At 67.7% G+C, this 18,385-nt stretch carries 16 protein-coding genes; 7 read left to right on the forward strand and 9 right to left on the reverse strand.

Annotated elements, in window-relative coordinates:
* Window positions 1-82 precede the first annotated feature (82 nt).
* Window positions 83-766 (reverse strand): GntR family transcriptional regulator, encoded by a 684-nt coding sequence (locus tag BLR41_RS08410; RefSeq protein WP_092627426.1) that lies wholly within the window; start codon window positions 764-766, stop codon window positions 83-85.
* Between the two features lie 174 nt (window positions 767-940).
* Between BLR41_RS08410 and BLR41_RS08415 the strand changes: the two genes are divergently transcribed.
* The 5 genes from BLR41_RS08415 (at window position 941) to BLR41_RS08435 (ending at window position 7,240) form a co-directional block, all read left to right on the forward strand.
* Window positions 941-2,161: a sarcosine oxidase subunit beta family protein gene (locus BLR41_RS08415; protein ID WP_092627586.1), complete on the forward strand. Its 1,221-nt coding sequence runs from the start codon at window positions 941-943 to the stop codon at window positions 2,159-2,161.
* Window positions 2,162-2,320: 159 nt separating this feature from the next.
* Window positions 2,321-2,590, forward strand: a complete 270-nt coding sequence (locus BLR41_RS08420; RefSeq protein ID WP_092627427.1) for a sarcosine oxidase subunit delta — start codon at window positions 2,321-2,323, stop codon at window positions 2,588-2,590.
* Between the two features lie 4 nt (window positions 2,591-2,594).
* On the forward strand, window positions 2,595-5,501 hold the full coding sequence (locus tag BLR41_RS08425) for a 2Fe-2S iron-sulfur cluster-binding protein (protein WP_092627428.1): 2,907 nt from the start codon (window positions 2,595-2,597) through the stop codon (window positions 5,499-5,501).
* Entirely contained in the window at window positions 5,479-6,114 is a 636-nt protein-coding gene (locus BLR41_RS08430; RefSeq protein WP_092627429.1) for a sarcosine oxidase subunit gamma, read from the forward strand. Before BLR41_RS08425 ends, BLR41_RS08430 begins: the two co-directional genes overlap by 23 nt.
* 388 nt (window positions 6,115-6,502) lie before the next feature.
* The gene (locus BLR41_RS08435; protein ID WP_176797896.1) at window positions 6,503-7,240 is read left to right on the forward strand and encodes an IclR family transcriptional regulator; all 738 of its coding nucleotides are present in this window, start codon (window positions 6,503-6,505) and stop codon (window positions 7,238-7,240) included.
* A 108-nt stretch (window positions 7,241-7,348) separates the two neighbouring features.
* On the opposite strand, the gene BLR41_RS08440 is transcribed toward BLR41_RS08435, so the two are convergent.
* The 3 genes from BLR41_RS08440 to BLR41_RS08450 all read right to left on the reverse strand — a co-directional run bounded on the left by BLR41_RS08440 (window position 7,349) and on the right by BLR41_RS08450 (window position 10,978).
* Window positions 7,349-8,185, reverse strand: a complete 837-nt coding sequence (locus BLR41_RS08440; RefSeq protein WP_092627431.1) for a universal stress protein — start codon at window positions 8,183-8,185, stop codon at window positions 7,349-7,351.
* A 130-nt stretch (window positions 8,186-8,315) separates the two neighbouring features.
* Complete coding sequence (locus tag BLR41_RS08445; protein ID WP_092627432.1) at window positions 8,316-9,515, reverse strand: hypothetical protein; 1,200 nt, start codon at window positions 9,513-9,515, stop codon at window positions 8,316-8,318.
* 341 nt (window positions 9,516-9,856) lie between these two features.
* Window positions 9,857-10,978, reverse strand: a complete 1,122-nt coding sequence (locus BLR41_RS08450) for a 5-methyltetrahydropteroyltriglutamate--homocysteine S-methyltransferase (protein WP_092627433.1) — start codon at window positions 10,976-10,978, stop codon at window positions 9,857-9,859.
* Between the two features lie 317 nt (window positions 10,979-11,295).
* Here BLR41_RS08450 and BLR41_RS08455 point away from each other — a divergent pair, with 317 nt between their 5' ends.
* Window positions 11,296-12,096, forward strand: coding sequence for an IclR family transcriptional regulator (locus tag BLR41_RS08455; RefSeq protein ID WP_092627434.1), 801 nt, complete (start codon window positions 11,296-11,298; stop codon window positions 12,094-12,096).
* Window positions 12,097-12,169: 73 nt separating this feature from the next.
* Here the strand turns inward: BLR41_RS08455 and BLR41_RS08460 are convergent, their stop codons facing one another.
* From BLR41_RS08460 to BLR41_RS08470, 3 genes are all read right to left on the reverse strand, one after another.
* Window positions 12,170-12,691, reverse strand: a complete 522-nt coding sequence (locus BLR41_RS08460) for a PaaI family thioesterase (protein ID WP_092627435.1) — start codon at window positions 12,689-12,691, stop codon at window positions 12,170-12,172.
* Window positions 12,692-12,824: 133 nt separating this feature from the next.
* Window positions 12,825-13,340, reverse strand: coding sequence for a gamma carbonic anhydrase family protein (locus BLR41_RS08465; RefSeq protein ID WP_092627436.1), 516 nt, complete (start codon window positions 13,338-13,340; stop codon window positions 12,825-12,827).
* A gap of 166 nt (window positions 13,341-13,506) precedes the next feature.
* Window positions 13,507-14,055 (reverse strand): winged helix-turn-helix transcriptional regulator, encoded by a 549-nt coding sequence (locus BLR41_RS08470; protein ID WP_092627437.1) that lies wholly within the window; start codon window positions 14,053-14,055, stop codon window positions 13,507-13,509.
* A 107-nt stretch (window positions 14,056-14,162) separates the two neighbouring features.
* On the opposite strand from BLR41_RS08470, the gene BLR41_RS08475 reads away from it, so the two are divergent.
* Window positions 14,163-15,617 carry an MFS transporter gene (locus BLR41_RS08475; protein WP_218120008.1) on the forward strand — a complete coding sequence of 485 codons (1,455 nt, stop codon included), beginning with the start codon at window positions 14,163-14,165 and terminating at the stop codon, window positions 15,615-15,617.
* Here the strand turns inward: BLR41_RS08475 and xylB are convergent.
* Together xylB and xylA are read right to left on the reverse strand one after the other, a co-directional pair.
* Entirely contained in the window at window positions 15,614-17,008 is a 1,395-nt protein-coding gene (gene xylB, locus BLR41_RS08480) for a xylulokinase (RefSeq protein WP_092627588.1), read from the reverse strand. The genes BLR41_RS08475 and xylB overlap by 4 nt on opposite strands.
* Window positions 17,009-17,187: 179 nt before the next feature.
* Window positions 17,188-18,351 (reverse strand): xylose isomerase, encoded by a 1,164-nt coding sequence (gene xylA, locus BLR41_RS08485; protein ID WP_092627438.1) that lies wholly within the window; start codon window positions 18,349-18,351, stop codon window positions 17,188-17,190.
* Between the last annotated feature and the right edge of the window lie 34 nt (window positions 18,352-18,385).

Genomic DNA, 18,385 nt, shown 5'->3' on the forward strand with positions numbered 1-18,385 from the left:
ACAAATGAGTGAGTTGCCGGCTCAAGATCGCGGCGTTGCGCTGGGGAATCCGCGATTTCGCTCGCACGGGGCGAGGAAGTAGCTACAGCACTTGCCGAATCGAGTTCTCGAAGTGATCGACATGGTCGACCGCGACGCGGTCGGCCCGGTCCGCATCGGCGTCGATGATGGCTTTCAGTAACTCGGTGTGTTCGGTGACATGGCTCGTGACGTCACTCAATCGATCGAAGAAGAGTCCCCAGATGCGCAGTGCGAGGTTGTAGTACTGCCCGAGAGTGTTTTCCAGGTAGCCGTTGTGTGTGCAGCGATACAGCGTGCGGTGCACCCGGGCATCCACGCTCATGACCGTCTCCGGCTCCTCGGGGACGTGCTCGACCAGTTCCACCAGTGCCGCGAGTTCACTCCGCTCCGCCTCGGTGGCCCGTTCGGCCGCCCTTCTGGCCGCGTGCCCCTCCAGCCTGCGACGCACGTCGGCGATCAGGGCGTGGTCGGTGATGTTGACCTCGGTGACGAAGGTCCCCCTGCGGGGGTAGATCGCCACCAGGGACTCGGCGGCGAGGCGTTTCACGGCTTCGCGGAAAGGGGTGCGTCCGAGGTTCAGTTCGCGGGTCAGTGCTTCTTCCCGCACGGGGGATCCGGGGGCAAGTCGCAGCGACAGGATCTCTTCCCGCAGCGTCAGGTAGGCACGTTCGGCCTGTGAGGGGCGCTCCTGGGGGAGCCGTTGTGGCGAACTGTCACCCGATGGGGAATTGACCGCTTCCGACACGACTCGTAGCCTACCTCACAGACTGACATTTCAGTTGTTGTTCACTCATATGTAACGATGATCGTCATCGGTCGCCCAGCGCTCTTCGCGCGGTTCGGCCGCGAGTCCCCCGGCAGCCGATCCGAGCCACCGACCTACGCCGGTAACCAGCAAACTGCCAGCAAGGAGCCACCGTTGGTCGCTGACGGCAACACCCCAGCTCCTCCGGAGCGGCTCTGGCGCAATCCGGAGCCGAAACGCAACTACGACGTGGTGATCGTCGGAGCCGGTGGGCACGGACTGGCCACCGCCTACTACCTGGCGCGCAACCACGGCCTCACCGACATCGCCGTTGTCGAGCGCGGGTGGCTCGCGGGCGGCAACATGGCCCGAAACACCACGATCATCCGTTCGAACTACCTGCTCGACGCGAGTGCCGCCCTCTACGACCACGCGTTGCGGCTCTGGGAAGAGCTCCACGAGGAGCTCGACTACGAGTTCCACTTCAGCCAGCGCGGCGTGCTCAATCTCGCCCACACCGAGCAGGAGGTCCGAGACGCTCGTAGGAGAGCGTTCGCCAATGAGCTCAACGGGGTGGACGCCGAGTGGCTCACCCCCGACGAGATCTCCGAGGTCTGCCCCATCCTCAACACGTCGAATCTGCGCTATCCGGTGCTCGGCGCCACTTACCAGCGCAGGGCGGGGATTGCCAAGCACGACCTCGTCGCGTGGGGGCTGGCACGAAAGTGCGACGAGATGGGAGTGGACTTCATCCAGAACCGTGAGGTCACCGGCTTCGTCACCGACGGGGACCGAGTGACCGGGGTACGAACCGACAGCGGTGACATCGGAGCCGGGCGGGTGGGACTCGCCGCGGCGGGAAGGACAACGCTGCTCACCGACACCCTCGGTGTCCGCCTGCCGTTGCAGAGTCACCCGCTGCAGGCCATGGCCACCGAGATCCTCGAACCCGTGCATCCCTGCGTGGTCATGTCCAACCACGTGCACGTCTACACCAGCCAGGCCCACAAGGGCGAGCTCGTGCTCGGCGCGGGCGTGGACACCCACAACGGGTACGCGCAGCGAGGCTCGGTGCACGTGATCGAGAACCAGCTGGCGGCGGCCGTGGAACTGTTCCCCGTGTTCGCCAGAGCGCATCTGCTGCGTACCTGGGCGGGCACCGTGGACGTGACACCGGACGCCTCGCCGATCATCGGCCCCACGCCCTACGAGAACCTCTTCGTCAACTGTGGCTGGGGTACGGGCGGCTTCAAGGCGACCCCTGGGGCGGGATGGGTGTTCGCCCACACCATCGCCACCGGCGAGCCACATCCGCTCAACGAGCCCTACGGCATGGAGCGGTTCACCAGCGGAGCCCTCATCGACGAACACGGCGCGGCGGCCGTTGCCCACTGAAGCGGGGGTGCACTTCGAATGCGCTGCTCACCAGCAGGTCCAACCAGGCGAGGCACCGACCCACGCGCCGGTACCCGGCCACACGAGAGCCGGCCACCCGAGCGAGTTCTGCCGTGGATTCCCGCTCCGTTGCTCGACGAGACGCACAGGAGGTCGTAGATGCTACTCGTCCGATGCCCGTGGTGCGGTGACCGCGACGAGGCCGAGTTCCGCTACGGCGGACAGGCCGATGTCGACTACCCGGCCGATCCCCACCAGCTCGACGACGCCGCGTGGGGCGAGTACCTGTTCGTCCGCGCGAACCCCGCGGGCTCGTTCGACGAGCGCTGGGTGCACACGGCGGGCTGTCGCCGCTGGTTCTCGCTCGTTCGCGACACCGCGACCAACGAGATGAGGCCGGACATTCCACGACGTCGCGAAGGTCGGTAACACCATGACGAGTCCGTCGAACCCCAACCGTGTGAACGCCTCGGTCCGCGCGGGGCGCATCGACCGCACCCGCACGTTGAATGCCACCGTGGATGGACGTCCGGTCCACGGCAGGCCCGGAGACACGTTGGCCTCGGCCATGCTGGCACAAGGCGACATCGAGGTGGCTCCCTCTATCCAGCTGGGACGCCCGCGGGGGGTGCTCAGTGCCGACTGCACCGAACCCAACGCGCTGGTCCAGCTGCTCGACGGCGCATGTCCGGAACCCATGCTGCCCACCACCGAGATCGAACTCCGGGAAGGGCTGCGTGCCGAGACGCTTTCCGGCGTCGGATGGTTGAGCCAACAGCGGGACACCGCGGGTTACGACAAGAAGTTCGTGCACACCGACGTCGTCGTAGTGGGAGCCGGTCCCTCCGGGATAGCGGCGAGTCTGGCTGCCGCGCGAGGTGGTGCTCGGGTGATCCTCGTCGACCAGCACCGCGAGCTCGGCGGCATGCTGCTGGACGGCCGGGCCGACATCGCCGGACATCCGGCCACCGAATGGATCGGGCGCGCCGCGCGTGAACTCGCGGAGAACGAACAGGTCCGGGTGCTGACCCGCTCCGCGGCCCTCGGGTACTACGACCACAATTACCTGCTCGTAGCCGAGAGTCGTACGGACCACATGGCCGTTCCGCCTCCCTCGACGAGCCGGCAGCGCCTCTGGCACGTCAGGGCGAAGCAGGTGGTGCTAGCCACCGGAGCACACGAACGTCCCGTGGTGTTCGCCGACAACGACCGCCCCGGCGTGATGCTGGCCTCGGCGGTCAGGTCCTATCTCAACCGCTATGCCGTGCTGCCGGGTCGAGAGGCCGTCGTCTTCACCACTTCGGACAGCGCGTACAGCACCGCGCTCGACCTGCTCGGCGCGGGAGCCCGTGTTCCGGCCATCGTGGACACCCGGCCCGAACCGTCCGCACGGTTGGTCGAACAGGTCCGTGCCGCCGGTGCCCACGTGGTGACATCGGCAGCGGTGGTCGCCACCACTGGGCAGCACCGCATATCCGGTGTGCGGGTGCGCGGGCTCGACGACGACGGTTCACTCACGGGCTGGAGCAGCGAGTTCTCCTGCGACCTGTTGGCGGTCAGCGGTGGCTGGAATCCGGCGGTTCAGCTGTTCGCCCAGTGCGGGGGAGCGGTGCGTTGGGATCCCGTGGTGGCCGGGTTCGTACCGCGGACGACCGGTGGGCGTTCCGCGAAAGTGGTGGGCTCGGCACGAGGCACCTACGATCTCGCGGGATGCCTCGCGCAGGGATTCGCGGCGGGGGCAGAGGCCGCCACACTCAGCGGGTTCCGCACCGCCCCGCCGCCGGTGCCGCAGGTGGACGGCGATCGACAGGGCAGCAGGCCACGGCCGGTATGGCTGGTTCCCGACGAGTCGCGCCCTCCGGAGCGTTGCACCGAACACTTCGTGGACCTGCAGCGCGACGCCACGGTGGCCGACATGTACCGCGCCACCGAGACCGGGATGCGTTCGGTGCAGCACGTCAAGCGTTACACCACCATCTCGACCGGGCTGGACCAGGGGAAGGGTTCGGGTGTCAACGCGGTCGGGGTTCTGGCGGAGATTCTGGCGGCGAACTCCCCCGGTGAGGTGGGAACCACCACTTTCCGCCCGCCCTACACGCCGGTGCCGCTCGCGCTGTTCGCCGGACGCACCCGGGGCGAGCTCTACGATCCGGTGCGCACCACACCGATGCACCACCTGCACGTCGAGGCGGGCGCGGTCTTCGAGGACGTGGGCCAGTGGAAACGTGCCAGGTACTACCCGCGCGGTGCCGAGGACATGCACGCGGCCGTGCTGCGTGAGTGCGCGGCGGCCCGCACCGGAGTCGCCGTCCAGGACGTCAGCACGCTCGGGCGCATCGAGATCGTGGGGCCGGACGCGCCGGTGTTCCTCGACCGGATATACACCAACGGATTCGCGAAGCTGGCGGTCGGCAAGGCCAGGTACGGGATGATGTGCGGTGCGGACGGGATGGTGCTCGACGACGGTGTCTCGATGCGGTTGGCCGAGGACCGGTACCTGATGAGCACCACCACAGGTGGCGCGGCGAAGGTGCTGGACTGGCTCGAGGAGTGGTTGCAGACCGAGTGGCCCGACCTGGACGTCTACTGCACCTCGGTCACCGAGCAGTGGGCGGCCGTCGCGGTGGTCGGCCCGGACTCCCGCACGGTGGTGGGGCGGCTCGCCCCGGACCTCGACGTCTCGGCCGACTCCTTCGGGTTCATGCGGTTCCACGAGACGTCGCTCACCGGTGGGATTCCCGCCAGGATATCCCGGGTCTCGTTCTCGGGAGAGCTCGCCTTCGAGGTCAACGTCCCCCGTTGGTACGGAGAGGCGCTCTGGGAAGCCACCATGACAGCCGGCTCCGATCTGGGCATCACCCCCTACGGCACCGAGACGATGCACGTACTGCGCGCCGAGAAGGGGTTCGTGATCGTCGGGCAGGACACCGACGGAACGGTCACTCCGGTGGACCTGGGAATGGACTGGGCAGTCTCCAAGCAGAAGGACTTCATCGGCAAGCGTTCGCTGAGTCGTCCCGACCTGGTGCGTGAGGATCGCAAACAGCTGGTCGGACTGTTGCCCACCGACACCACGACCCTGTTGCCGGAGGGTTCCCACCTGGTGGAGCCCGACGTGTCGAGGCAGCCTCCCGTGCCGATGCTCGGACACGTCACCTCGAGCTATCACAGTGCCGCTCTCGAGCGAACCTTCGCGCTCGGTCTGATCAGCCGGGGACAGCAACGCTTCGGAGACGTGGTGTGCGTGCCGGTCGACGGTCGTGACGTCGAGGTGGAGATCACCAGTCCCGTGTTCTACGACCCGGAAGGAGTCCGACGTGACGGTCCCGCACAAGGTTGAAACCGACACCGCCGCGGCCGAGGTCGCCACGGCGCTGCGGCACGGTCCACTGGAACACCGTGCCGCGGAGTTCGAACGTCGTAGCGCATCCGGTGCTCGTGGAGTCCGGTTGCGTGAGGAGCCGTTCCTCACGCAGCTCGATCTCCGGACCTCCCCGGGCAGTTCGTCCGCCGCCTCGGTGGCGGATGCGTTGGGGCTGCCACTGCCCGCGGCCAACAGGGTCAGCGGGGACGAGCACGACGCCGTGCTGTGGTTGGGCCCCGACGAGTCGTTGATCGTGGCACCGGACGGGCGCGCCGAGAGTCTGCTGCGCACCGTCCGGACCGCCCAACAGGGCGGTTCCGGCTCCGTGGTGGATGTCTCGGCCAATCGCACCACGCTGCGTCTTTCCGGTCCGATGGCCCGTGAGGTGCTGGAGAAGCTGTGCTCGCTCGATCTTCATCCACGTGCGTTCGGTCCCGGTGACTGCGCACAGACCCTGCTGGGGCGGGTAGTGGTGGTGCTGTGGCAGCTGGACCACGAACCCGGCTACCGCATCATGGTGCGCTGTTCCTTCGCCGAGTACCTCGCGGACCTGCTGTTGGATGCCATGGCCGAGTTTCTCGACGGTTGACGGCGGTGACCGGGAGTGTTCACATCCCGCTGGTCTCGTCGATTTCGATGGCTCTCGGTAGTCGTCCGGATACCTCACGGGTTCCCGGCTGTTACCGTCTGCGATACTGTAAGCGTGAGGTGGGCCCGATTCCGCGGTGGAGCCGGGCTCGGCCGCACGGTGGTGTCGCAGCCGGTGAACTCGCCGGTGCCGCCGGGTTCGCCACGAGGCGAGCGCTATGTTGCGTATAACGGAACCGCGCACGGTTTGTTGGGCGACTGCCGGGAAAGTCGGGCGGTGGACCGACGAGGACGGTTGGTTCCGGCAATTGTCCCCGGACGGATACGGTTGAGTCGTGAGTGAATCAGCGGACGCACGAGGCAGAGGATCGGGGGCCTTGGTTCAGTCGGTGGACCGTGCCGTGACGATCCTGGAACTCGTGGCACGCAACGGCGAGGTCGGCATAACCGAGATCGCCGGAGAACTGGGCGTGCACAAGTCCACCGCGTCGAGGCTGGTCAGTGTGTTGGAAACACGTGGCCTGGTGGAACAGCTCAAGGACAGGGGCAAATACGTCATCGGATTCGGGGTGGTCCGCCTCGCGGGCGCAGCCACCGAACGGATGGACCTGCCGCGCCTCGGCGCACCGTACTGTGACTCGCTCGCCGCCGAACTCGGCGAGACCGTCAACATCGCCATCCGGGATCATGACGTGGCGATCAATATCAGCCAGGCGCGCGGCACAGCTTCCGTCACCGCGCACAACTGGGTGGGACAGCGAACACCGCTGCATGCCACTTCGAGCGGCAAGGTGCTGTTCGCGCACGCCCCCACCGAGGATCGGGAGGATCTGCTCGGTGAGGAACTGCAACGCTACACGGCGCGAACCATCACCGATTCCGAAGAGCTCCGCAAGGAGTTCCAGGCCATCGAACGCGACGGTTACGCGACCAGCTACGAGGAGCTCGAACTGGGACTGAACGCGGCGGCGGTCGCCGTGTACAACCACAACGGTGGGGTCATCGCAGCGCTGAGCGCTTCCGGACCATCCTACCGGTTCTCCCGCAGAAGGATGCGTGAACTCGTCGACGCGATGACGGTGGCCTCCAAGGAGCTCTCGGCCCAGCTGGGGTATCTCGAAACCTGAGCATTCCGCACCGGGCCGACTCGTTCCGCGGAGCGGACGCGCCTCGTCCTCGACGCTTCTCCCGGAACCGCTGTGGTCCGACAGATGCCGCCCCGGTGGTCAACCGGTCTACGTGCCGGATGGCGATCCTAGTGGCACTACCGCCACGGGGCGATTCGCGTGCCGAGTCACTCCGATGAGCGTGGAGCCGGACCCGTTTCGGGCGAGGTTTCCGTCGGTTCCGCGGCCAACGATCAGCAGCGCGGCGTTCTCACTGGTTCTCGTGAGTACCGGAACCGGCTGGCCGCCCCGTACGCTCCGGCTGACTCGCACTTCCGGATACTTCTCGGCCCAACCGTCCGACCGTTCGGACAGCCAGTGCTCCAATGCCTGTCGCAGCCGTTCCCCGTGGTGGGGTGACAGCGGTGTTCGTACCGTCTCCCCGTAGTCGGACTCGTGCCAGGATCTTACGATTTCGAGCCGAGGATCCTCGCGTAGCGCTGCCGCCTCGAAGGCGTACTGCAGCAGGGGAGCATCGTCCCCGTCCTCGTGGAGCCCCACCACCACGGGGCCGTTCCACGAGCCGCTCGTGCCGTTGGTCAGCACCACGGGGCAGTGGGCGCGTCCGGCGACGGCGGCGCTGACCGAGCCGAGTGGTTTTCCACCGAGCCCGCCGAGCACCAGTTCGTGAGCGTTGCGGGACTCACGGATCAGACACTCCACCGGATCACCCAGCACCACACTGGTCACCACGCACAGTTCCGGCCGCAGCGTCCGGCAGCGCGCGGACACTTCCTCGACCGTCCGGGCCGCGTAGTACTGGAGCGCTTCGTCCTCGTGGACCACCACCAGGCACAGCGCGGAATCGGTGCGGACACTTTCCTCGGATGCCCACAGTGCCGCCTGCAGTGCGGATATCGACCCGTCGACGCCTACCACGATGTGTTGTTGATCCGGTGGCAACATCTTTTCGCTCCGCTCGGAAAGAACCTGTCTCTCCCGCGAGGGGAGAGGAACTCTCACAGGTAACCCTGTTGTAGCCCGGCCGAGGGCGACTAGGGTCGAACGTCACCGGAACAGCGGCCCGACGGCCCCGCTACTGATCCAGTCCGTACCGGTGTTGGTCCAGTTCGTCCCCGGGAATCACCGTGGTGTTCTGTTCGGAGTTCTCCGGCTCGCCGTCGCTCTCGTACTCCGCTCGGATCTCGGTTGCCTCCCGCGACATCTCGTGCTCGTCGAGCACATCAGCCAGTCGACGCGCGAAGAGTGGCCGCTGTTCGTCGTCCTCGGGATGGCTCGCCTCGATCATGTGTCTGGCGAACAGCACCCGAATGCTCGTGCGGTCCTGTGCTTCGTCCATTCCCGAGATTTCCGGCGGCGCGGTCTCCCCGCCCGAGGCGAAAGTCCGGCGTGCGAACGTGGTGCCGCTCACAGCGGTGTCCGAGGTGAAGAAACCGGTGGCGGGGACCCACTGGGCCGAGGCCGCACCGTGCCGCGTGGCTTCCTCCGGACTGTGGGCCAGCGCCGACAGTTGGGAGAGTGTGTCGACCAACCCCACCGCCTCCTCCAGCCGTTGCCTGGACACATCCTCCTGCGCGAGCCACCACACCACCGCGTTGGCGGTGTCCTTGAGCGCGTCGTTGGTCAGGTACTCGCGATAACCGCGTTCCCCGTCGCGCCTGCGCTGTCGTATCTCCTCGTCCTTGGCCACATCGCCGAGTGCGCGCAGCCGCTGTTCGTCGGTCTCCCGCATCGTCAGCGATACGTCCTGCGCCCAAGCCTGCAGGTGCCCCGCCGGGTCCTGCCGCATCACCCCCAGTGCGTCCCGCAGTCGATGAGTGGTGATCCCGTGATCCAGCGCTCCGGTCTCCGCGGTCACCGCGCAGGCACGTCGGTAGACCGCGTCCACCGCGATGGCCTGCTGTCGCTCCGGAGAAGGGCCCGCTGCGCCGGGAGCCGCTATCCAGTGCACCGTGGCCGACAACAGCAGCCGGTACTCCGGATGTTGGGTGGGCACCCACAGCCCCTCGACCTGGTGCGAAGGGTGAGTGGAGGGAGCCTGTTCGGGTGGTTGTTGCTGTCGCTGTTCCTGCTGCTGCCGCATCTCCTCACGGATACGTTGTTCCTCGCGCCGCCTGCTGATCCGCCTGCCCAGCGGCTGTGGGGCCGCAGCCAACGCCAACGCCAACGGCAGCCACAGCCACGCCGGCCATCCCGCAGTCAGCCCCAGCACCAACGGGACGATCGCGGCCACCACACCGAGCGCGCCGAGCAGTGCCTTTTCCTCACCGGTCATGACCGAGCCCCCTCGACGAGGTCGATTGCGCCGATACGGCCGCGCGAGCTCCGGCGCCGCCGGTGACCGGCGTCGTGCCGCTGCCGTGGGGTTCACCGCTCGGGCAGTGACGGCGGCGGTCGGTGCCGACCGGGTGACCGGATCGCGCGGTCAAGTCCCGTGCCTACCGGTTGGACCTGGCATCGGGGTACCGCCGTTGATCGAGTTCGCTCGAATGGAGCATACGCGTGGTGGGGGATCGTCCTCGTCGTGTGCTGCGGCAGGCGCCCCCGGGACTCGGCGGTGCAATGACGACGAGACTCCGCCGCGTGCCGGGGGCGCCGCTCCGAGCGGTCTCCGGATCAGTCGCCCCACACCTCACGCGCGGTTTCGACGATCAGTCGCAGCTTGGCCGCCTGCTGTTCGTGGTCCAGCGCGTTGCCCTCCTGCGTGGAGGCGAATCCGCACTGCGGTGACAGGCAGAGCTGGTCGATGTCGATGTATTTGGTGGCTTCTTCGATACGCCGTTTCAGCGCGTCCTTGGACTCCAGCTCGCCGCGTTTGGTGGTGACCAGCCCGAGCACGACCATCTTGTCGTCGGGGACGAAGCGCAGTGGGGCGAACCCTCCCGAACGTTCGTCGTCGAACTCCAGGAAGAATCCGTCCACGTCGAGCTCGTTGAACACCGCCTCCGCGACGAACTCGTAGCCGCCCTCGGCCACCCACGAGGAGCGGAAGTTGCCCCGGCACATGTGCGTGGTCACCGCCATGTCGGCCGGACGAGCGGCGAGGGCCGCGTTCATCTGCTTGATGTTGCGCAGGTGCTGGTGCTCGGCGTCGTCGCCGCGCTCGGCCAGTTGGGCGCGTTGGGCCGGATCGTTGAGGTAGGCCAGACTGGTGTCGTCGAGCTGGAGGTACTTGCAGCCCCTGGCGGCCATGGCCCGGATCTGGTCGGCGTAGGCGGCCGAGAGGTCGTTCCAGAACTGCTCGATGTCCGGGTACACCTCCGGACTGATCGCCGCGGGGCCGCCCCGGTAGTGGACCATGCTCGGCGAGGGCATCGTCAGCTTGGGGGTGGCCGTGCTGACCTGAGCGGCCAGGTAGGCGAAGTCCTCGCCGAAGATCGGTTCCCCGAGTCGGATCCTCCCGTCGATCCGGGTTGCCGAGGGGGCGAACTCGATGTCACCCGCTTCGTTGTGGAACCGCACGGACATCGTGGAGTCACTGGCGTTGATGCCGTCCAGCTTGTAGATGAAGTCCATGTGCCACGTGGAGCGGCGGAACTCACCGTCGGTCGCGGTGGAAAGCCCGATGTCCTCCTGCATGGCCACCACCTCACGTACCGCGCGGTCCTCGGTTTCGCGCAGCGCCTCGGCGGACAGCTCGCCCGCCGCGAACTTCTCGCGTGCCGAGTGCAGGTACGAGGGGCGCAGCAGGCTGCCCACGTGGTCGGCCCGGTAGGGCGGGAAAGAACGTTGTGCCATGACCGCGACAGTAGGGCACCCTTTGTGGAACTTGTTGGTTTCGAAACAGGGGGAGCTCGTTGCGCAGCGGTTCCGCGTCGGCCGGACGTGATGGGACCCTGGACGCTCGTGATTTCGTTTCCGTTGAACGGAAAATCCGGTTTCGTGTAGGAGTGATCCGGATCATCCTCGGACGGATGTCCGGTTCCGGAGAACGTGGCGAGCAGGTGAGAGGCCCGGTGGGGTGACTCGCGGCCAGCGGTCCCCAAGGGTCCGTGAGGGCGACGGTCTCGTCGCACTCGAACCGAGTGCAGGGAGCCGACTGCAGGGAGCGTGGTATGGCACCGACCAGGGAGGGGGCCGCCGGGCGCGACGACCGTTCCGTCACCGGGAAGCTGTTCATGCTGCTGTCGGCCTTCAGATCAGGCAGCGCGGAATTGACGCTCAGCGAGATCGCACACCGATCCGGACTGGCCATGACCACGGTGCACCGGTTGGTCGGTGAGCTCACCGAGCGGGGAGTTCTGGAACGCGGTTCCGATCGTCGCTACCGGGTCGGACTGGCGCTGTTCGAGATCGCCGCGCTGGCCCCGCGAGGGCCCGGACTGCGCGAGGTGGCGCTGCCCTACATGGAGGATCTCTACGAGGTCACCAGGGAAAACGTGCAGTTGGGGGTCAGGGCCGACGAGGAGGTCGTGTTCGTGGAACGGCTCGCCGGGCGCGCCTCGGTGGGAGTGCGGACCAGAATCGGTGGCAGGTTTCCGATGCCGCCGACCGGTGTGGGCTTGGTGCTGCTCGCGCACGCTCCGTCCGAGGTCCGCCAACGCGTGTTGGCGGCGCCGCTGCGCCGGTTCACCTCCCACACGCTGACCGACCCGGAGCGGGTGCGAAGGGTGCTGGCAGACGTTCGCAGGGACGGGTTCGCGGTCAGCGACCGGCAGGTGACCTCCGACGCCCTCTCGGTGGCAGCGCCCGTCTTCGACGGCTCCGGTGCGGTGGTGGCGGCGCTCTCGGTGGTGCTGCGTTTCGGCAGCGTCCGGCCGAGCTCGCTGGCTCCGGCCGTGCGGATGGCAGCTCGCGGGATCTCCCGCGCGCTGAGCTCCGCACCGGATTCCACCGGCGGCTCGCTGGCGGGCTGAGCGGTTCCCGATGGGGCGAGGTGGTGGTTGCCGCCGGCGCGCACCGGATGTTCGGGCCCGGCCGGGCCCGAGGTCAACCGAGAACGGTACAGGTGCTCGATGCCGTGGCGAGCAGTTTGCCCGTCGAATCCCGGAGCTCGCCCTCCGCGAACGCCACCTGTCGTCCCGGTTTGGTAACCCTGCCGAGGGCGTGGAGTTCTCCGGTGTCGAGGTGGATGGCGCGCAGGTAGCTGACCTTGATCTCGGCCGAACTGTAGCCCGTACCGGCGGGAAGCGTGCTGTGCACGGCACAGCCGGTCACCGAGTCGAGCAGGGTGCAGGCCAGTCCGCCGTGCACCATGCCGATCGGGTTGTAGGCCGACTCGTCGGGGAGGCAGCTGAACTCCACCTCGCCCTCGGCCACGCTGCTGATCCGCATGTCACCGAACAGTGCGCTGATCGGTGGTGGCGGCAGCTCGCCGCGATGCATCGCCGACAGGTAGTCCAGTCCGGACATGCCGGTGGCCGCGCGGGCACCCGTGGTGGGGTCGTACCAGGTGACGGTCTTGCTGCGTGGTTCTCCCCAGTCGTGGCCGGTTTCGTTCCCATCGTTCATGGCCGACAACGCTACCTCCGGTGCCGGGCCGCTGAACCGCCCTGTCGCTTTGTGGCTCAGCGCTTCGGCGGCTTCGCCGTGCCGGCGCGGATGCTTCCGGGCGCCGGGTAGGAGAACTCTCCGGATCGGTTCTTCAGTTCGTCGCTTCGGAGTGCTGGTTCTTGAGCGTGAGGTAGTGCTGGGCGTTGGCCGTGATGAGCTCTCGCTCCTCCCCGGTGGTTTCGCGGCGTACCTTGCCCGGCACACCCGCCACCAGCGAGTTCGGCGGGATCTCGGTGCCCTCCAGGATCACGGTGCCCGCCGCGATGATGCTGCCGGAACCGACGCGCGCCCCGTTGAGCACGGTGGCGCTCATGCCCACCAGCACGTTGTCCTCGACGGTGCAGCCGTGCAGCACCGCGCGATGACCCACCGAGACGTACTCGCCGAGCTCCACCGGGATTCCGGGGTCGGCGTGTGCGACGCAGCCGTCCTGGAGATTGCTGTGGCGCCCGATCGAGATGCTGTCGCAGTCGGCGCGTACGACCGAGGCGTACCAGACGCTCGCCCCCTCCGCCAGGGTGACCGCACCGGCCAACGTGGCGGTCGGAGCCACCCAGGCCCCGTCCCGCACGGTCGGGCTCGTCCCGTTCAGCTCGATCGATTGCATGGATCCTCCGTGGCCGACGCCGATGTTTCCGCGCCAACCTACACACCGGTAGCCGGCAGCGGCACCGCCCGTCGTTGAGTCACTCAGGAGGGCGTCTCGGGATTCGTCGCAGTGTGGCGGAAGGCCCAGCGGCGTCGAATTCCGGTCGTTTCTCCGGGCTCGCCGTTCAGACGCCCGCCGTGCCCGCGTAGTCGGGTTCCGGGAACGGGTTGGTCAACAGGCGGTGCGGGCCACGGCGGAGTGCCGCGCTGACTCGGTCGTCCCGCAGGGTGGGGTCCGCTCCGGGGCCTTCCCGGACCAGCAGTTCGCCGGGGCCGGGGAAAGCGCCGCACGTGGGACAGTGGCCGGTGGCCTCCAGGTCGGTGTCGCAGTCGGCGTGGCTGAAGACGCGACGGGAACCGTGTGGGGAGAGCCAGCGTTCGCCCCACTGGGCGAGGGAGAATATCGCGGGCCACAGTTCCATCCCCTGCTCGGTGAGCAGGTAGTGCACCCCGTTCGAGTGCTCCCGCCGTTCGAGTGCTCCCCTGGCGGTGAGTGTTTTCAGCCGATCGGCCAGCACGGCGCGCGGAATGTCCAGATGTGCCTGGAAGTCCTTGAACTGCCTCACCCCGTAGAAGCAGTCGCGAAGCACGAGAAGTGTCCAACGTTCCCCGAGCGCTTCCAGCGCGTGTGCCAGTGAGCAGTCCTGTCTCGAGTAGCCACGTCCCAATCCCACGCGACCATTCTAACAATTCACCTTTCGAATGTTTGAGTTCGCTCATTGAACCAACACTGCTAGTGTGATCACCGAACAGTTCAGTCACCGAACTTCGGGGAGTAGTAGTGACGACCGAATCCGTGGCCGACCGAGCCGTGGCAGCGTGGGTGACGCTGACGTTGTCGTGCGTGGCCACCCTGCTTGTTCTCATCAACTTCACCGCGCCGGTCTCGACAGTGGGGATCATCGGTGCGGACCTCGACTCCGGAGCCTCGGGCCGGACCTGGATCCTGGGCAGTATCAGCCTCGGGCTGGCTGTGTTCCTGCTGGTTTCCGGGAGCCTGGCCGACGATTTCGGGCGTAAGCGGGTCTTCGTACTCGGCGGTGCGTTGCTGGGGCTCTCCAGCGTGGCGTGCGCCCTCGCACCCACCACAGTGATGTTCGTGCTCGCCCGCATCGTGCAGGGTGGTGCCAGCGCTGCCCTGCTTGCCTCGGGACTCGGGCTGTTGGGCCACGTCTTCGTCCCCGGTCCGGAGCAGGCGCGAGCCACGGGGCTGTGGGGAGCGATGGTGGGTGCCGGTATCGCCGTGGGGCCGGTGTTCTCGGCACTGTTGATCAAGGTCGCCGCCTGGCCCGCTGCCTACTGGGTCATCGCGATTCTCGCCGCCCTGCTGACACTTTGGGCGGCGCTGAGTCTCGAGGAATCCCGCAGCGATCATCCACGCGGGCTCGACATCGCCGGAGTGGTCACCCTCGGCGGTGGTCTCGCTCTCCTGGTGGCGGCCCTCACCGAGAGTCGGCAGGGTTGGGCACAGCCGAAGGTATTGGTGTTCCTCGCGTTCGGGCTGGTACTGCTGATCGCCTTCGTACTGGTAGAACGAACGGTCGCGGAGCCGATGCTGGAACTGGAACTGTTGCGGCGTCCTGCGTTCCTCGCCGCCACGGTGGGAGCGGTGATGATCGGTGTCGCGGTGATCGGGTTCATGACCTACGTACCAGCGGCGGCACAGCGGGTGCTCGGTCTTGGCCCACTCGCGGGTGCGGGCATCCTCGGGGTCTGGTCTGGTCTCTCCTTCGTGGTGGCACCGCAGGCTCGTCGGTTGATCGGAGTACTCGGTGCCCGGCATCAGGTCGCGGGTGGACTGGCCCTGTGCGGTCTCGGTGAGCTTGCCCTGGTCGGGATCACCGAGTGGTCCTCGTGGTGGTGGCTGGTCCCGGGGCTGGCGCTGGCCGGGGTCGGGAGTGGATTCGCCAACGCTGCCCTGGCTGGGCTGGCTGTGCGGAGTGTGCCGAACCACCGGGTGGCGATGGGCTCCGGAGCCAACAACACCGCCCGCTACGTCGGCTCGTCGCTGGGGATTGCGCTGATCGCCGCGATGCTCTCGCTGGCTCCGGGCGGGCAGGAACCGGGCCGGGACTTCGCCATCGGAATGACCTATGCGGCCCTCGTTTCGGCCGTGCTCTCACTGCTCGGGGCCGTTGTCGTGGCCCTCTGCCATCAACGCGAGTACACGGAAATCCCCTCCCGTGGCGCTCGGTGGGACCATCTCGGTCCCACCAAGCCGTCCGGTTCGGACTAGCCGTACACCCGCTGTACGGCATCGCGGTACTTCTCGCGGATCTCCTCCCCACGACCCACGTCCCGGGCCTCGTGCGATTCGCAACGCAACGGCCAATCCGGTGGCGCCTCGGAGCCCTTGGCCACCCAGGCGGCCTGTCTGGCGGCGCCGAGGGCGACGTACTCGGCCGCCTCCGGTACCTGCACGTCCACTCCGAACAGCATCGGAGCGATAGCGCGCACCGCGGCCGACTCGGCGGCGCCCCCTATCAGCAGTACCCGCCGCACGGTCACCCCCACGTTCCGCAGCGCGTCGATCCCGTCCGCGAGTCCGCAGAGCATTCCCTCCACGGCCGCGCGTGCCATGTTCTCCGGGGTCAGATTGCCGGTGCGCATTCCGGTCAACGTGCCCGTGGCGTCGGGCAGGTTGGGGGTGCGCTCGCCGTCGAGATAGGGCAACAGCGTCAGCCCCGCAGCGCCGGGTTCGGCCCGCAGCGCGAGTTCGTCCAACCCGGCGAGGTCTGTGCCCAGCGCGTTCGCCGTCGAGTCGAGCACCCGGGCCGCGTTCAGCGTGGCGATCAGCGGTAGGTAACGGCCGGTCGCGTCGCAGAATCCGGCCACCGCTCCCGTGGGGTCGCCACCCGGTTGTTCGGTCACCGCGAAGGCGGTACCCGAGGTTCCGACGGAGACGACCACATCACCGGGTTCGATGCCGAGGCCGAGCGCCGCGGCCATGTTGTCGCCGGTGCCCGGCCCCAGGGTCGCCCCGCGCAGCTCTTCGAGCTCGGTGACCTCCCCGGCGGGTTCGTTCGGGGAGAGCACTTCGGGCAGCCGCGGGGCACGGTCGGACAGCACCTCGCGGCACAGTTCCGGCAGCCATTCCCCCGAAGCGGGGGAGAAGTAGCCGGTTCCCGAGGCGTCCCCGCGATCGGTGACGGCACGATCCGGACTCCCGGACAACCGCCAGGTCAGCCAGTCGTGCGGCAGCAGCACCCGGTCCAACCGCGCCGCGTTGGCGGGTTCGTTCTCGGCGAGCCAGGCGAGTTTGGTGAGCGTGAAGCTCGCCACCGGGACCAGCCCGGTGCGTTCGGCCAGTGCCGCTGAGCCGTGCCGTTCCGTCAGCCGCTCTGCCTGCGGCGCCGAACGGGTGTCGTTCCACAGCAGTGCGTCCCGCAGCACCGTGCCCGCGGAGTCGAGCGCGACCATGCCGTGTTGCTGTCCGGCCACGGACACGGCTTCGACGGGACCGGGGGCGGCATCGACCGCCTGCCGCACGGCCTCGCCGCAAGCCCGCCACCACACCTCCGGATCTATCTCGGAGTGCGGTGGGTGGGAGGCCCTGCCCTCGGCGACGACGCTGCCGTCCTCGGCGTCGACGACCAGCGCCTTCGTGGACTGGGTGGAGGAATCCATCCCCAGAACGAACACGACGACTCCTTTCGCGGTGACCAGGAGAGCACCTCACGGGCGCGCTCGGGTCTCGTTCTCGTACGTGACGACACGCGTCGAGCGCGTGTGCTCGTCACACACGCGCTCGACACGAGTGTTGCCTGCCGCCGGTGGCAGTCGCCCCGCGGCTGTGGAGCGTGGGGTCAGCTCAGCCCCATCAGGTGCTCCAGCGCGAGCTGATCCAGCCACTCGTAGTGCATGGCGCGCTTACCCGCCTCATCCGGGTCGAACCCTTCCGAGGCGCTCAGCAGTTCCTCGGGCTTCTCGCCGGAGGCGAGCGTGGGACGAGCGAGTTCGTCCACTCGGGACGCCTGCAGCGCCTCCCGGACTCGCGGGTCGGCGCGGAAGGCCGCCGCCCTCTCCCGCAGGATCAGGTAGTTGCGCATGCACCCCGCAGCCGAGGTCCACACACCCTCGTCGTCCTCGGTGCGCGAGGGTTTGAAGTCGAAGTGCCTCGGCCCCTGGTAGCCTGCGTTCTCCAGCAGGTCGACCGTGAAGAACGCGCTCTTGAGGTCGCCCGCGCCGAACCGGAGGTCCTGGTCGAACTTGGCGCCGTGCTGGCCGTTGAGATCCAGGTGGAACAGTTTGCCCGCCCACAGTGCCTGGGCTATGCCGTGCACGTAGTTGAGCCCGGCCATCTGTTCGTGACCGACCTCCGGATTCACACCGACCATGTCGGGGTGTTCGAGCTGCTCGATGAACGAGAGCACGTGTCCCACCGTCGGCAGCAGGATGTCGCCACGCGGTTCGTTGGGTTTGGGCTCCAGCGCCAACCGCAGGTCGTAGCCGCGGTCCCGAACGAACTCGCAGACCGTGTCGATGCCCTCCTTGTAGCGGGCGAAGGCCGCACGGGCGTCGATCCCCGCGTCGGTCTCGGCGCCTTCCCTACCACCCCAGGCGACGAAGGTCTTCGCGCCGAGTTCGGCGGCGAGTTCGACGTTGCGCAGCATTTTGCGCAGTGCGAACCGGCGTATGTCCCTGTCGTTGGCCGTCAGGCCACCGTCCTTGAAGACCGGGTGTCCGAACAGGTTGGTGGTGATCATCGGCACGGTCATGCCGGTCTCGTCCAGCGCCTCGCGGAACCGCGAGATCACCCGCTGCCGCTCGGACTCGTCCGCCGCGAACGGGATCAGGTCGTCGTCGTGAAACGTGACTCCCCAGGCTCCCAACTCCGCCAGGCGGTGTACCGCCCGCACCGGGTCGAGTTCCGGCCGAGTGGGAGCTCCGAACGGATCGGCTCCCTGGAAACCGACCGTCCAGAGTCCGAATGAGAACTTGTCGGCCGCGGCGGGTGAGTAGTCGCTCACTTGTTGCTCCTTTCAGGGGAACGGCATTGCCGTC

Source organism: Actinopolyspora mzabensis (genome assembly GCF_900101095.1).
Lineage (GTDB): Bacteria > Actinomycetota > Actinomycetes > Mycobacteriales > Pseudonocardiaceae > Actinopolyspora > Actinopolyspora mzabensis.